The organism is Streptomyces sp. NBC_00457 (assembly GCF_036014015.1).
Lineage (GTDB): Bacteria > Actinomycetota > Actinomycetes > Streptomycetales > Streptomycetaceae > Streptomyces.
The window spans coordinates 8,669,811-8,683,838 of record NZ_CP107905.1; the positions used below are offsets into that span (position 1 = coordinate 8,669,811).

Below are 14,028 nucleotides of genomic sequence, written 5' to 3' on the forward strand. Positions count from 1 at the left end.
CCTCAGACCGTAGACGGGGGCAGCGGCAACGGCAGCCCGGGTAGGCCATCCAGGCTGGTCCCGATGTGATCCTTCTTCTGGAAATAGGCGCTGAGCGAGGCGTCGTCCTCGCGCGCGAAGCGCTTGGCGTGCAGGTCGCGGTCCGTGTCGTACGTCATGAAGGGCACCGCGTAACCGCAGGTGTCGCGGACGAGTTCGGCCGTCACGACGATGATCGCGCGCAGCCCATGCGGCGTCGGGTCGATGTCCGGGAAGTGGGAGAGGAGTTCCCCGAAGCGGGGGTCGTCGCGGAAGACCGGCTCGCCCCGGCCATGCACCCGGACGATGTTGGGCGGGCCCTGGAAGGCGCACCACATGAGAGTGATCCGGCCGTTCTCTCGCAGATGAGCGACGGTCTCCGCGTTGGATCCGGCGAAGTCGAGGTAGGCCACGGTGTGGTCGTCCAGCACCGCGAAGGAACCTTTGAGGCCCTTGGGGGAGAGGTTGACCGTGCCGTCGCCGGAGAGCGGGGCGGTCGCGGTGAAGAAGAGGGGCTGCTCCTCGATGAACGTGCGGAGCCGGCCGTCTATGCGCTCATAAGTCTTTCCCATGGCTAACGATTATGAGCGTAGTTAGTTCGCCTGTCTAATGAATCTCCCGATCCGGTTGTGCGATCCGGTTGCGCGGAAGTCCGCGCAACCGGCTGCCGGGACCGTGGCCGCCCCGGCCGGCGCTCACACGGGGCGGCCACAGCGCCTGTCACGTCACTGGGTGAGCGTGCAGGCGGCCAGGGAGTCCAGGCCCTGGGGCTTCTCGGCGGTACGGCCGATGGCGGTGGCGATGCGGTTGACGGTGGCGATGCGCTTGTCCTCGAGCGGGCCGAGGATGGCGTTCTGCACGAAGTTGGGTCCGCCCTGGCCGACGGTGTCGACCAGCCGCTGGTTGGCTTCCGCGATCTGGGTGTCGAGCAGCGCCAGGTTGCGGTCGACCTCGGCCTGGGCGGAGGCCGGGATCGCGGGCAGCTCGGACTCGACGTCCGGGCAGCTGATCGCGCCGGCTCCGGTGTTCCCGGCCTCGTCGCCGGCGTCCCCGGCTCCCCCGGTGGCCGGGGCGCTCGGCGTGGACTCGACCTCCTCGCCGGCACCGGCTTCTTCACCGGCGCCGGCCTCTTCACCGGCGCCCGCTTCCGCACCGCCGCCGGCTTCCTCGCCCGCACCCGCACCGCCGTCCGCGTTCAGGGTGCAGGCGGCGAACGCCTCCAGCCCTTCCGGCTTCGCCGCCGCGCGGCCGATGGCGGTCTCGATGCGGTTGAGGGCGGCGACGCGCTTGTCCTCGAGCGGACCGAGGATGGCGTTCTGCACGAAGTTGGGTCCGCCCTGTCCGACGGTGTCGACGAGCCGCTTGTTGGCTTCGTCGATCTGGGTCTGCAGCTGGGCCAGGTTGCTGTCGACCTCGGCCTGGGCGGAGGCGGGGATCGCGGGCAGCTCGGAGGTGACGTCCGGGCAGCTGATCGTGCCGGGACCCGCGAGGGTCCGGACGCCGTCGCCGCTCTTGGACGTCTCCCCGGCGAGGGCGGACTGGGCGATCACCGCGCCGGTCAGCACGACCGCGGCGGCGCCGCCGATGAACGCGACGCGTCGCTTGTTGTACTTCGGAAGAGCCCTGGACATGCGGATGCCTCACTCGGGTCAGGGTCGATTCGGTGGGTTCCGAACGACTCGGTTGTTTACAAACGCGGCGCCTGCGTCCGGCGAGAGATACGGGAAAGCGATTTCCCGCGTTCAACTCCATCCGCGATTCACCTCCCGGGCCCCCGAGATTGACGAACCATGCAGACTCCTGCATACTCATGCATGTCAGCGAACACTGTGAGGAGAAACCCGTGACCGAGCGCGTCGTACTCGCCTACTCAGGCGGACTGGACACCTCCGTCGCCATCGGCTGGATCGCCGAGGAGACGGGCGCCGAGGTCATCGCCGTTGCGGTCGACGTCGGCCAGGGCGGCGAGGACCTGGACGTGATCCGCAAGCGCGCCCTCGCGTGCGGTGCCGTCGAGGCCGAGGTCGCGGACGCCAAGGACGAGTTCGCCGAGGAGTACTGCCTCCCGGCGATCAAGGCCAACGCCCTCTACATGGACCGCTATCCGCTGGTCTCGGCCCTCTCCCGGCCGACGATCGTCAAGCACCTCGTCGCCGCCGCCCAGAAGCACGGCGCCACCACGGTCGCCCACGGCTGCACCGGCAAGGGCAACGACCAGGTCCGCTTCGAGGCGGGCATCGTCGCCCTCGCCCCGGACCTCAAGTGCATCGCCCCGGTCCGCGACTACGCGATGACCCGGGACAAGGCGATCGCGTTCTGCGAGGAGAAGAGCCTCCCGATCGCGACGACCAAGAAGTCCCCGTACTCCATCGACCAGAACGTCTTCGGCCGTGCCGTCGAGACCGGCTTCCTCGAGGACATCTGGAACGCCCCGATCGAGGACATCTACGAGTACACCCAGAACCCGGCCACCCCGCGCGACGCCGACGAAGTGATCATCTCCTTCAAGGCGGGCGTCCCGGTCGCCATCGACGGCAAGCCCGTCACCGTTCTGCAGGCCATCCAGCAGCTCAACGAGCGCGCCGGAGCCCAGGGCGTCGGCCGGATCGACATGGTCGAGGACCGCCTCGTGGGCATCAAGTCCCGTGAGGTGTACGAGGCGCCGGGCGCGATCGCCCTGATCACCGCCCACCAGGAGCTGGAGAACGTCACCGTCGAGCGCGAACTCGCCCGCTACAAGCGGCAGGTCGAGCAGCGCTGGGGCGAACTGGTCTACGACGGCCAGTGGTTCTCCCCGCTCAAGCGCGCCCTGGAAGGCTTCATCGACGAGGCCAGCCAGCACGTCAACGGCGACATCCGGATGACCCTGCACGGCGGCCGCGCGGTCGTCACGGGCCGGCGCTCCGAGACCTCGCTGTACGACTTCAACCTCGCCACGTACGACACCGGCGACACCTTCGACCAGGCCGCGGCCAAGGGCTTCATCGACATCTACAGCCTGTCGTCGAAGATCGCGGCGAAGCGGGACCTTTCTTAAGCAGTCGGGACCCCTCTCAAGCAGTAGCGTGATTGCCGCCTCCTCACCCACCGGTGGGGAGGCGGTGGCACATCCGTATCTCTCTAGGAGCAACGCAAGTGAGCAGCAACAGCGGTGACGTACGGCTCTGGGGCGGCCGTTTCGCCGACGGTCCCGCCGAGGCCCTGGCGAAGCTGTCCGCGTCCGTCCACTTCGACTGGCGGCTCGCGCCCTACGACATCGCCGGTTCGCGTGCGCACGCGCGCGTGCTGCACAAGGCGGGGCTGCTCACCGAGGAAGAGCTGACGCGGATGCTGGCCGGGCTCGACCAGCTGGAAGCGGATGTGGCGGACGGCTCGTTCGTCGGCACGATCGCCGACGAGGACGTGCACACCGCCCTGGAGCGCGGCCTGCTGGAGCGCCTCGGCCCCGACCTCGGCGGCAAGCTGCGCGCGGGCCGCTCCCGCAACGACCAGGTCGCGACCCTCTTCCGCATGTACCTGCGGGACCACGCCCGCATCATCGGCGGCCTGATCGCCGACCTCCAGGACGCGCTGATCGGCCTCGCCGAGGCCCACCCGGACGTGGCCATGCCCGGCCGCACCCACCTCCAGCATGCCCAGCCGGTCCTCTTCGCCCACCACGTCCTCGCCCACGTCCAGTCCCTGTCCCGGGACGCCGAGCGCCTGCGTCAGTGGGACGAGCGCACGGCCGTCTCCCCGTACGGCTCGGGCGCCCTGGCGGGCTCCTCCCTCGGCCTGGACCCGGAGGCGGTGGCGAAGGACCTCGGCTTCGAGCACGGGTCGGCCGCCAACTCCATCGACGGCACCGCGTCCCGTGACTTCGTCGCCGAGTTCGCCTTCATCACCGCGATGATCGGCGTGAACCTCTCCCGGATCGCCGAGGAGGTCATCATCTGGAACACGAAGGAGTTCTCCTTCGTGACCCTGCACGACGCGTTCTCCACGGGCTCGTCGATCATGCCGCAGAAGAAAAACCCGGACATCGCGGAGCTGGCCCGCGGCAAGTCCGGCCGCCTGATCGGCAACCTGACGGGCCTCATGGCCACGCTCAAGGCGCTCCCGCTGGCGTACAACCGCGACCTCCAGGAGGACAAGGAGCCGGTCTTCGACTCCTGCGACCAACTGGAGGTCCTGCTCCCCGCCTTCACCGGCATGATGGCCACCCTCACCGTCCACCGCGACCGCATGGAAGAACTGGCCCCAGCCGGCTTCTCCCTCGCCACCGACATCGCCGAGTGGCTGGTCAAACAGGGCGTCCCCTTCCGCGTCGCCCACGAGGTCGCCGGCGAGTGCGTCAAGGCCGCCGAGACCGAGGGCAAGGAACTGAACGACTTGACGGACGACCAGTTCGCAAAGATCAGCGCCCACCTGACCCCGGAGGTCCGCTCGGTCCTGAACGTGCCGGGCGCGTTGGCCTCGCGCAACGGACGGGGCGGTACGGCCCCGAGCGCGGTGGCGGTGCAACTGGCGGAGATTAAGGCAGACGTGGCGCAGCAGCACGCGTGGGCGACTGCCAAGAAGCAGAGTTAGGCCCCCTGAAAGCGGCGAAGCCGCTTTTTCAGGGGCGCGGGGAACTGCGCGACAAGCCACGACGGACGCGCACCCGCCAACGAGCCGCACGACCCGAGCTCTGACGCGAAGGTCATCACGGGTTACGTTTTGGGGAAGCCGAACGGAGCCGACCCCACGGAGCCCGCGATGCCCTTCGCCCGACTGGCAACAGCAACGACCCCCACCTGCCACATCGGCCTAGGCCTCGCCGCCGTCGGGCGCCCCGGCTACATCAACCTCGGCCGAGACCAGGACCTCGGAGAGAACCGCAGCGTCGACACCCTCCGCACCCGCACCAACGAACTCCTCGACGCCGCCTACGCGCAAGGCGTCCGCTACTTCGACGCGGCCCGCTCCTACGGCCGTTCCGAGGAGTTCCTCGCCGACTGGCTGAACGCCCACCCCGACGTCGACGACGTGGTCATCGGCAGCAAATGGGGCTACACCTACACCGCCGGCTGGTCCACCGACGCCGAGCAGCACGAGGTCAAGGACCACAGCGTCACGACGTACGAGCGCCAGCGCGCCGAGACCGACGCCCTGCTCGGCGACCGGCTCGACCTCTACCAGATCCACTCGCTGACCCCGGACAGCCCGGCCCTCACCGACAAGGAACTCCACGCGAGGCTCGCCGAGGCCGCCGCCCAGGGCCTCACCATCGGCTTCTCCACCAGCGGCCCCGCCCAGGCCGACACCATCCGTGCCGCCCTCGCCGTGACGGTCGACGGCGAGCCCCTCTTCCGTACCGTCCAGTCGACCTACAACGCGTTGGAGACATCCGCCGGCCCCGCCCTCGCCGAGGCCCACGACGCCGGACTCACGGTGATCGTCAAGGAGGCCATGGCCAACGGACGGCTCGCGGAACCGCACGCGCCGGACGCGCTGAAGGCCGTAGCCGAAGAAACGTCTCTGGGGTGCGATGCCGTCGCCCTCGCCCTGATCCTGCGGCAGCCGTGGGCCGGGGTCGTCCTCTCGGGCGCCGCGACCGTCGTCCAACTGGCCTCCAACCTGCATGCAGCGGTCGTCGACCTCGACGACGCTCAGCTGTCCCGGCTGGCCGCGCTGGTCGAGGACCCGTCCGCGTACTGGGAGCGGCGCGGGCAGCTGCCCTGGCACTGAGAAACCGCGAGGGGACAAGCCCCGTGAGACGGCCATGCCCCGCATGAGACAAGAATGTCTCACATGCGTTATGGTTGTCTCATGGCAGTCGACCGTGACCACGTGCTGCGCACCGCAGCCGCCCTGCTCACCCGTAAATCCACCGCGACCATGGACGAGGTCGCCAAGGCCGCCGGGATCAGCAGGGCCACGCTGCACCGCCAGTTCGCCGGGCGCGACGTGCTCGTCCGGGCGCTCGAGTCGCTCGGCATCGCGGAGTGCGAGGCCGCGCTGGACAGGGCCCGCCTGGACGAAGGCGGCGCGAGCGATGCCGTAAGACGGCTCGTCCGCGAGATAGAACCGGCCGCCGCTCTGCTGGCCTTCCTCTACAGCGAGAACCAGCTGTTCGAGGGCGGGCAGCAGAACGAGGGCTGGACCCGGATCGACGACCGTGTGGCGGCCCTGTTCCGACGCGGTCAGGCGGCCGGCGAGTTCCGTATCGACCTCACGCCGGCCTGGCTCACCGAGGCGCTCTACGGCCTGCTGGCCTCCGGCGCCTGGGCGGTGTCCGAAGGCCGCGTGGCCACCAACGACTTCACCTTCATGATCGTCGAGCTGCTGCTCGGCGGCGCACTACGGAGAGAGGAATCATGACCAGCACCCTGCAGCCGGCGAACCCGACCGAGGCGGTGAAGCGCCCCGGCCGTTGGCTCGCGCTGGCCGTCCTCGTGCTCGCCGTGCTGCTGGTGGCCGTCGACGCGACCGTCCTCGGCCTGGCGACCCCCTACATCAGTGAGGATCTGAAGCCCACGGGCAACCAGCTCCTGTGGATCGGTGACGTCTACTCGTTCGTGATCGCCGGTCTGCTCGTCTCCATGGGCAGCCTCGGCGACCGCATCGGCCGCAAGCGCATCCTGCTCATCGGCGCCACGGCGTTCGGCGCGATATCCGTGCTCAACGCCTACGCGACGACCCCGGAGCTGATGATCGCGGCCCGGGCGCTGCTCGGTGTCGCGGGCGCGACGCTGATGCCCGCCACACTCGCCCTGATCCGCAACCTCTTCCACGACCCGCGCGAACGCAGCCTCGCCGTCGGCATATGGGGCGCCACCGCTTCCGCGGGCACCGCGATCGGCCCGATCGTGGGCGGCTTCCTGCTCGAACACTTCTGGTGGGGCTCGGTCTTCCTGATCAACCTGCCCGTGATGGCGGTCCTGGTCCTCGTCGGCATCAAGATGCTGCCGGAGTCACGCAATCCGAACCCCGGTCCCTGGGACCTGCTCAGCGTCGTGCTGTCGCTCGTCGGCATGGTCGCGCTCGTGTACGCCGTGAAGGAAGCCGCGAGCCACGGCCTCACCTGGGAGACGGTCGCCGCCGCCGTGCTGGGCCTGGCGTCGCTGTACGGCTTCGTACGGCGCCAACTCACCCTGCCCACACCTCTGCTGGACATGCGGCTCTTCCGCAACCGCGGCTTCAGCGGGGCCGTCCTGGCCGACCTGCTGACCATCTTCGGCCTGTCCGGCCTGGTGTTCTTCCTCTCGCAGTACCTGCAACTCGTCCAGGGCCGACGCCCGTTCGAGGCAGGTTTGGCCGAACTGCCCGCCGCCATCGGCGCGGTGGCCGCCGGCCTGATCGCCGGCCGCGCGGCCCGCCGATTCTCCGTACGCACCGTCGTCTCCGGGGGCCTCGCGGCAGTCGGCCTCGCCCTGGCCGCCCTCACGGTCATCGACCAGTCCACCGGCTACCCCCTCCTCGGCGCCGCCCTGCTCGTCGTAGGCATCGGCGCGGGTTTCGCCTTCACCGTCACCGCAGACGTCATCCTCTCCAGCGTGCCGAAGGAGGAGGCAGGCGCGGCATCGGCGGTCTCCGAAACGGCATACGAACTCGGCGCGGCCCTGGGAATCGCTCTGCTGGGCTCGATCGTGACGGGCGTGTACCGGGACTTCGCAGGCCCGACGGGCACACCGGAAGCGGCCCACGAATCCCTCGGCGGCGCGGTGGAGGCGGCAGCGGGGATGCCCGCACAAACGTCTGCGGCAATGCTGGACGCGGCCCGGCAATCCTTCGTAGACGGCCTGGCCCTGGCGGCAGGCGCAGGTGCGGCAGTCCTACTCGCAGCGGCAGTAGCAGCATGGTTCATGCTCCGAAACCAACGGCTGGAAAATCGCCCTTAAGGGGCGCGGGGAACTGCGCGACCAGCCCCCACAGACCCGCACTCGCCCCCCATCCCCAGCCAGCCCCCACACTAGGCTTTAAGCCCTTTTTCGCCCCGGCCTGATGGTCTTGGCTCCGTACCCGACGTCGTTCCCCACGGCCGAAGGAGCCACAGACCATGACACGACGTACACGCAAACTCCTCGTCACCGGCGCCGCACTGGCAACCGTCACCCTCGCCGGAGGCGGCATCGCACTCGCAGCCGACGGAGACGAGGCGCCCCGCGAGAACGTGAGGTTCGTCGTCACGGATCACGACGACTGCCCGGAGAAGAACACCGCAGCGAACGGCGGCGCGGCGCTGTGACCGCCGAACCCCCGCAGGACAAGCTCCTCGAACACGCGCTGTTCGAGGTCAAGAGGGTCATCGTCGGCCAGGACCGCATGGTGGAACGCATGTTCACCGCGATCCTGGCCCGCGGCCACTGTCTGCTGGAGGGCGTGCCCGGAGTCGCCAAGACCCTGGCCGCGAAAACCCTGGCCCATGTGGCCGGAGGCGAGTTCGCCCGGCTGCAGTTCACCCCCGACCTCGTCCCCTCCGACATCACCGGCACGCGGATCTACCGCCCGTCCCGGGAGGCGTTCGACATTGAACCCGGCCCGGTGATCGCCAACGTCGTCCTCGCCGACGAGATCAACCGCGCCCCCGCCAAGGTGCAGTCCGCGCTCCTGGAGGTCATGGGCGAGCACCAGGTCTCCATCGGCGGCACCACGATCCCCGTCCCCGAACCGTTCCTCGTCCTCGCCACCCAGAACCCGATCGAGTCCGAGGGCGTCTACCGCCTCCCCGAGGCCCAGCGCGACCGCTTCCTGCTCAAGGTGGAGGTTCCCGCGCCCAGCGAGTCCGAGGAACTCGCCATCCTCTACCGGATGAGCGTCGACCCGCCGAGCCCGCGCCGCATCCTCACCCCGGAGCGGCTGATCGCGCTTCAGCGCACCGCGGACCAGGTGTTCGTGCACCACGCGGTCGCCGAGTACGCCGTACGACTGGTCTGCGCGACCCGCGAACAGGCGGGCCCGGAGCGGAGGCTGGCGCACGGCGCGGGACCGCGGGCCACGCTCGGCCTGGTCGCCGCCGCCCGTGCCCTGGCCCTGCTGCGGGGCCGTGGATACGTCCTGCCGACCGACGTCAGCGACCTGGCGCACGAGGTCATCGCACACCGTCTCGTCCTGTCCTTCGACGCGCTCGCCGACGGCATCGCCCCCGGAGCGATCGTCGACGAGGTCCTGGCGGCGGTCGAGCAGCCCCGTATCAGCCCCCGTCAGGCCGCCGAGGAGGAAGCGGCATGAACGGCAGCACCCCGACGCTCCACGAACTCACCCCCGAACAGGCCCTGAAACACCTGGAGTTGATCTTCACCCGGCGCCCGGACGGACTCCTCCAGGGCGACCACGCCTCTCTGCTGCCCGGTCCCGGCAGCGAGGTCTCGGAGACCCGGCCGTACGTCATCGGCGACGACGTACGCCGGATGGACTGGAACGCCACCGCCCGCACCACCGTCCCCCACGTCCGCCTCACCCTCGCCGACCGCGAACTGACCACCTGGATCGTCCTCGACGCCTCCGCGAGCATGGACTTCGGCACCGCCCGTATGGAGAAACGGGACCTCGCGGTGGGCGCGGCGGCGGCCGTCGCCTTCCTCACCGAACGGGCCGGCAACCGGCTCGGCGCGCAGATCACCGGGCCGCACGGAATCCAGCGGATCCCGCCGCGCACCGGACGCCACCACATGCTCACCATCCTGCGCGCCGCCCTCGAACGCCCCCGGGTGAACGAAGGCGCCCCCGAACACACCCTCGCCGACGCCCTGGTGGCCCTGCGCGCGCTGCCCGCACGCGGGCTCGTCGCCATCGTCTCCGACTTCCTGGAGACCGGCTGGGAGCAGCCGTTGCGCGTCGCCACCCGCCGCCACCAGGTCCTCGCCATCGAGACCGTCGACCCGCGCGAGCTGGAGCTGCCCGACGTCGGACTGCTCACCGTCGTCGACCCGGAGACCGGCCGCAGGCGCGACATCCCCACCCACGCGCGGAGGGTGCGCGAACGGTATGCCGCGGCCGCGCTGGAGCAGCGGGCCGTCATCAAGCAGTCCATACGCCGCGCGGGCGCCGCCCACCTCAGGCTCCGCACCGACCGGGACTGGGTGAAGGACGTCGTCCGGTACGTCGAGGACCAGCGGCGCCGAGCGGGCGGCGGCGCCGCATGAAGGAGGTCCGATGAGTCTGCGTTCACCCGGCTGGCTGCTGCTCCTGGTGCCGCTCGCCGGACTGATCGGCGCGTATCTGTTGGTGCAGCGGCGCCGGCGCCGGTACGCCGTCCGGTTCACCAACCTCGATCTGCTCGACAAGGTCGCGCCCAGCCGGCCCGGATGGCGGCGGCACGTCCCCGCCGCCGCCTTCTGCGCCACGCTCGGGCTGCTGGTCGTCGGGTTCGCGCGCCCCACCGCGGATGTGCAGGTACCGCGCGAGCGGGCCACCATCATGATCGCCTTCGATGTCTCCGGCTCCATGGAGGCCACCGACGTCGAGCCCACCCGCATGGACGCGGCCAAGCGCGCCGCCGTCACCTTCGTCGACCGGCTGCCTGAGCGGTTCAACGTCGGACTGGTGCCGTTCAGCGGTACCACCACCGTCGCGGTCCCGCCGACCACCGACCGCGTGGTGCTGCGCCGGGCCATCGAACAGCTCACCCCGGGTCAGGCCACGGCGATCGGCGACGCCGTGATGGCTTCGCGGGATGCCATCCGGACCCTCGACAAGGAGGCCGAGACCGAGCCGCCGCCCGCGCATGTCGTGCTGCTGTCCGACGGCGCCAACACCGCGGGACGCTCGGTGGAGTCGGCCGCCGCGGAGATCGCCGCCGACCGCATCCCGGTCTCGACGATCGCGTACGGCACCGAGGACGGGGTCATCGAGTTCCCGGACGGCCGTGTCCTGCAGGTCCCCGTCGACGGCCCCGCACTGGAGGGCCTCGCCGAGCGCACGGGCGGCGACTTCCACGAGGCCGCGTCCGGCGAGGAACTCCAGGCCGTGTACGAGGACATCGGCAGCTCAGTCGGCTACCGCACCGAGGAACGCGAGGTCTGGCAGTGGTTCGTCGCCGCGGGCCTCATCACCGCCCTGGCCGCCGCGGCGACCTCGCTGCTCTGGTTCTCCCGGCTGCCCTGACGGCCCATTCACCGACGTTGGAGGAATGATGCCCGACCAGTCGCACACCGGCCCTCCCGGCTCACCGGGCCCGGCGGTGCCGACCCGCCCGCCGGGTCGCACGGACCCGAGCGGGCCGCGGACACCGGGGGAGGCACCCGTGCCCGACGTTCCGCACATCGGTCTCGGCCACCCGCGCGGCCCCGCCTTTGTGCCCGGGCGGCCCCCGGCGCCCCTCGACCCGTACGCACACACCTCTCCCGTCACTCCCACCCCCCACATCACCCCTCAATCGCCGCCCCCGTCCCCTCCCCGCACCACCAGTACCCGCCGCCCCCTCACCGCCGCGATCCTCGCCGCCGTCCTCGCGGGCGGGTGCGCCGGATACGTGGCCGGAGCCTTCGGGGACAGCGACCCCGCAGCCCCGACCGCCACCGTCGCCTCCGGTGACCTCGAAGCCGTGGCCGCCCGGGTCCTGCCCAGCGTGGTCTCCGTGGTGACCGCGTCCGGGCAGGGGTCGGGGTTCGTGTTCGACGAGCGGGGGCGGATCCTCACCAACGCGCATGTCGTGAGCGGGAGTTCGCGCGTGTCCGTCGAGTTGCAGGACGGGCGCCGGCTCAGCGCCCAGGTGATCGGCGACGACCCCGCGCACGACGTGGCCGTACTGGAGCCGGAGACCGCGCGCGGGCTGCGGGCCGCCGAGCTCGCCACCGCCGGACGCCCGGCCGTCGGGGACACGGTCCTCGCCATCGGCTCCCCGCTCGGCCTCAGCGGCACCGTCACCTCAGGCATCGTCAGCGCCCTCGACCGACCCGTCACACTGGGCGAAGGCACGGGCGGCGGACGGCAGCAGCGTGCGCTGCAGACCGACGCCTCGATCAACCCCGGCAACTCCGGCGGGCCGCTGGTCGACGCCGACGGACGGGTCATCGGCATCAATACGGCCATCGCGACGTTGGACCGGCAAAGGGGCGGCTCCATAGGCATCGGCTTCGCGATCCCCGTGGCCGACGCCGCGGACGCCGCGGAGACCATCATCGACGGTGGGTAGGTGGTCGTACATGAGACTGCTCGTGGTCGAGGACGAGGAGGACCTGGTCGTCGCCCTCAAGGTCGGGCTGGTCAGGGCGGGCTACGCGGTCGACGTCGCCCCGGACGTGGACACCGCGACCGAGAAGCTCGCCGTCAACGACTACGACCTCGTCCTGCTGGACCTGAACCTGCCCGACGGCGACGGCTTCGCGGTGTGCCGCGCCATCCGCACCACCCCCGGAGGCCCCCGCATCCTGATGCTGACCGCCCGCGACCGGCTCGCCGACCGGGTACGCGGCCTCGACGAGGGCGCCGACGACTACCTGGTCAAGCCCTTCGCCCTGCCCGAACTCCTCGCCCGCATCAGGGCGTTGCTCCGCCGCGAGGACGGCGGCACCTCGGTCGTCGAGGTCGGCGAACTGCGCCTGGACACGGCCCGCTTCGAGGCGTTCCGCGGCGCGCGCCAACTCCAGCTCACGCCCAAGGAGTTCGGCGTCCTGCACTATCTGATGACCCGCCCCGGACGCGTCGTACCCACTGAGGAACTGCTGGAGCACGTCTGGGACGAGCACGCGGACCCGTTCACCAACACCGTGCGGGTCACGGTCGGCTCGCTGCGCCGGAAGATCACCGGTGACGAGGATCCGCTCATCGAGACGGTGATACGGCAGGGCTACCGGCTGAAGGAGACGTCATGAAGTCCGTCCTACGGCGTCTGCGGCTTCCGGCGTTCACCCACACCATCCGCTTCCGCCTCACCGTCCTCTACTCCGGCCTCCTCTTCGTCCTCACCGCGCTTGTCCTGCTCGGCACCTATCTCGCCGTCGAGCGCAGCGGCGAGGCCAAACCCGTCACCAAGCAGTTCTCGGTCACGAAGATCGTGAACGGCGAGGAGGTCGGGGAGTTCGACGCCGTCAAGGTCGAGCAGGTCGAGGCGGCCGTCAACTACGAGACGCTCGCCAACCTCCGCCGCTTCTCCCTCGCCCTGCTCGGCGGCCTCGCCGTCGCCAGCCTCGCCATCGGCTGGATCCTCTCCGGCCGCGCGCTGCGCCCCGTACGCGCCATCTCCCGTACGGCCGCCGACATCCAGGCCACCGACCTCTCCCAACGCATCCGGCTGGGCGGCCCCAAGGACGAGCTGCGGGACCTCGCCGACACCGTCGACTCCATGCTCGACCGGCTCGACGAGGCGTTCCGCGCCCAGCGCCAGCTGATCGACGACGCCTCCCACGAACTGCGCAGCCCGCTCGCCATCATCCGCGCGAATGTGGACGCCGTCCTCACGGCCGAGGAGTCCGACGAGGAGGAGCGGCGCATCGCCGCCCGCAGCGTCGACCGCGCCACCACCCGGATGACCCGCCTCGTCGAGGACCTCCTCGCCACCGCCCGCCGCAGCGCGCCCGCCCTCGCCGACGCCGACGTCGACCTGGCCACCGCGGCATCCGAGGCCTGCGAGGACTTCACCCCCCTCGCCGCCGAACGCGGCCTCACCCTCCACCGCCGCCTCGCCACCGGCCTCACCGTCATCGGCGACCACGACGCCCTCCGCCGCGCCGTCGGCAACCTGCTCTCCAACGCCGTACGACTCTCCCCACCCGGCACCTTCATCACCGTCGCCGCGGGCCGCACCGAGGGCTGGCTCTGGGTCGCCGTGCGAGACGAGGGCCCCGGCATCATCGACGACGACCAGTCCCGCGTCTTCGACCGCTTCTGGCGAGCGAAGGGCAACGGCGGCAACCGCGACCGACACGCAGGCCTGGGCCTCGCGATAGTCCGCCAGATAGTGGAGTCACACGGCGGCCAGATCCGGTTGTTCTCGCAGGTGGGGGAGGGTTCTACGTTCGTACTGTGGTTCCCGGCACCGGGCGAGGGGAACAGGGTTGGTGGACCACCCGACGGGAGTGTGGCGCCCCTTTAGGGGCGCGGGGAACT

Annotated in this window: 14 protein-coding genes; 12 read left to right on the plus strand and 2 right to left on the minus strand. The window is 70.6% G+C overall.

The window, feature by feature from the left end:
* Nucleotides 1-2: 2 nt before the first annotated feature.
* A complete protein-coding gene (locus tag OG828_RS39610) occupies nt 3-590 on the minus strand; it encodes a pyridoxamine 5'-phosphate oxidase family protein (RefSeq protein ID WP_328367963.1) in 588 nt (195 codons plus the stop codon).
* Between the two features lie 153 nt (nt 591-743).
* Nucleotides 744-1,649, minus strand: a complete 906-nt coding sequence (locus tag OG828_RS39615) for a hypothetical protein (protein WP_328503885.1) — start codon at nt 1,647-1,649, stop codon at nt 744-746.
* A 212-nt stretch (nt 1,650-1,861) separates the two neighbouring features.
* On the opposite strand from OG828_RS39615, the gene OG828_RS39620 reads away from it, so the two are divergent.
* The 12 genes from OG828_RS39620 (at nt 1,862) to OG828_RS39675 (ending at nt 14,014) form a co-directional block, all read left to right on the plus strand.
* On the plus strand, nt 1,862-3,055 hold the full coding sequence (locus OG828_RS39620) for an argininosuccinate synthase (protein ID WP_328367968.1): 1,194 nt from the start codon (nt 1,862-1,864) through the stop codon (nt 3,053-3,055).
* Between the two features lie 98 nt (nt 3,056-3,153).
* The gene (gene argH / locus OG828_RS39625; protein ID WP_328503886.1) at nt 3,154-4,587 is read left to right on the plus strand and encodes an argininosuccinate lyase; all 1,434 of its coding nucleotides are present in this window, start codon (nt 3,154-3,156) and stop codon (nt 4,585-4,587) included.
* 168 nt (nt 4,588-4,755) lie between these two features.
* Nucleotides 4,756-5,727, plus strand: coding sequence for an aldo/keto reductase (locus tag OG828_RS39630; protein ID WP_328441511.1), 972 nt, complete (start codon nt 4,756-4,758; stop codon nt 5,725-5,727).
* 81 nt (nt 5,728-5,808) lie between these two features.
* Complete coding sequence (locus OG828_RS39635; RefSeq protein ID WP_328503887.1) at nt 5,809-6,360, plus strand: TetR/AcrR family transcriptional regulator; 552 nt, start codon at nt 5,809-5,811, stop codon at nt 6,358-6,360.
* Entirely contained in the window at nt 6,357-7,880 is a 1,524-nt protein-coding gene (locus OG828_RS39640) for an MFS transporter (protein ID WP_328503888.1), read from the plus strand. The genes OG828_RS39635 and OG828_RS39640 overlap by 4 nt, the downstream gene beginning before the upstream one ends.
* A 158-nt stretch (nt 7,881-8,038) precedes the next feature.
* Nucleotides 8,039-8,227: a hypothetical protein gene (locus OG828_RS39645; protein ID WP_328441514.1), complete on the plus strand. Its 189-nt coding sequence runs from the start codon at nt 8,039-8,041 to the stop codon at nt 8,225-8,227.
* Nucleotides 8,224-9,210 (plus strand): AAA family ATPase, encoded by a 987-nt coding sequence (locus tag OG828_RS39650; protein WP_328441515.1) that lies wholly within the window; start codon nt 8,224-8,226, stop codon nt 9,208-9,210. Before OG828_RS39645 ends, OG828_RS39650 begins: the two co-directional genes overlap by 4 nt.
* Nucleotides 9,207-10,124: a DUF58 domain-containing protein gene (locus OG828_RS39655; protein ID WP_328367985.1), complete on the plus strand. Its 918-nt coding sequence runs from the start codon at nt 9,207-9,209 to the stop codon at nt 10,122-10,124. The genes OG828_RS39650 and OG828_RS39655 overlap by 4 nt, the downstream gene beginning before the upstream one ends.
* Before the next feature lie 10 nt (nt 10,125-10,134).
* Complete coding sequence (locus tag OG828_RS39660; RefSeq protein ID WP_210574995.1) at nt 10,135-11,085, plus strand: VWA domain-containing protein; 951 nt, start codon at nt 10,135-10,137, stop codon at nt 11,083-11,085.
* A gap of 139 nt (nt 11,086-11,224) precedes the next feature.
* Nucleotides 11,225-12,115: a S1C family serine protease gene (locus OG828_RS39665; RefSeq protein ID WP_328503889.1), complete on the plus strand. Its 891-nt coding sequence runs from the start codon at nt 11,225-11,227 to the stop codon at nt 12,113-12,115.
* Between the two features lie 10 nt (nt 12,116-12,125).
* Entirely contained in the window at nt 12,126-12,794 is a 669-nt protein-coding gene (locus OG828_RS39670; RefSeq protein WP_328503890.1) for a response regulator transcription factor, read from the plus strand.
* Nucleotides 12,791-14,014, plus strand: a complete 1,224-nt coding sequence (locus OG828_RS39675) for a sensor histidine kinase (RefSeq protein WP_328503891.1) — start codon at nt 12,791-12,793, stop codon at nt 14,012-14,014. Before OG828_RS39670 ends, OG828_RS39675 begins: the two co-directional genes overlap by 4 nt.
* Nucleotides 14,015-14,028 lie beyond the last annotated feature (14 nt).

Excerpts from the sequence above, each read along its gene's own strand:
- OG828_RS39675 (WP_328503891.1), top strand. The coding sequence starts at position 12,791 with ATGAAGTCCGTCCTACGGCGTCTGCGGCTTCCGGCGTTCACCCACACC.
- OG828_RS39630 (WP_328441511.1), top strand. The coding sequence starts at position 4,756 with ATGCCCTTCGCCCGACTGGCAACAGCAACGACCCCCACCTGCCACATC.
- OG828_RS39670 (WP_328503890.1), top strand. The coding sequence starts at position 12,126 with ATGAGACTGCTCGTGGTCGAGGACGAGGAGGACCTGGTCGTCGCCCTC.
- OG828_RS39660 (WP_210574995.1), top strand. The coding sequence starts at position 10,135 with ATGAGTCTGCGTTCACCCGGCTGGCTGCTGCTCCTGGTGCCGCTCGCC.
- OG828_RS39640 (WP_328503888.1), top strand. The coding sequence starts at position 6,357 with ATGACCAGCACCCTGCAGCCGGCGAACCCGACCGAGGCGGTGAAGCGC.
- OG828_RS39655 (WP_328367985.1), top strand. The coding sequence starts at position 9,207 with ATGAACGGCAGCACCCCGACGCTCCACGAACTCACCCCCGAACAGGCC.
- OG828_RS39635 (WP_328503887.1), top strand. The coding sequence starts at position 5,809 with ATGGCAGTCGACCGTGACCACGTGCTGCGCACCGCAGCCGCCCTGCTC.
- OG828_RS39615 (WP_328503885.1), bottom strand. The coding sequence starts at position 1,649 with ATGTCCAGGGCTCTTCCGAAGTACAACAAGCGACGCGTCGCGTTCATC.
- OG828_RS39645 (WP_328441514.1), top strand. The coding sequence starts at position 8,039 with ATGACACGACGTACACGCAAACTCCTCGTCACCGGCGCCGCACTGGCA.
- OG828_RS39610 (WP_328367963.1), bottom strand. The coding sequence starts at position 590 with ATGGGAAAGACTTATGAGCGCATAGACGGCCGGCTCCGCACGTTCATC.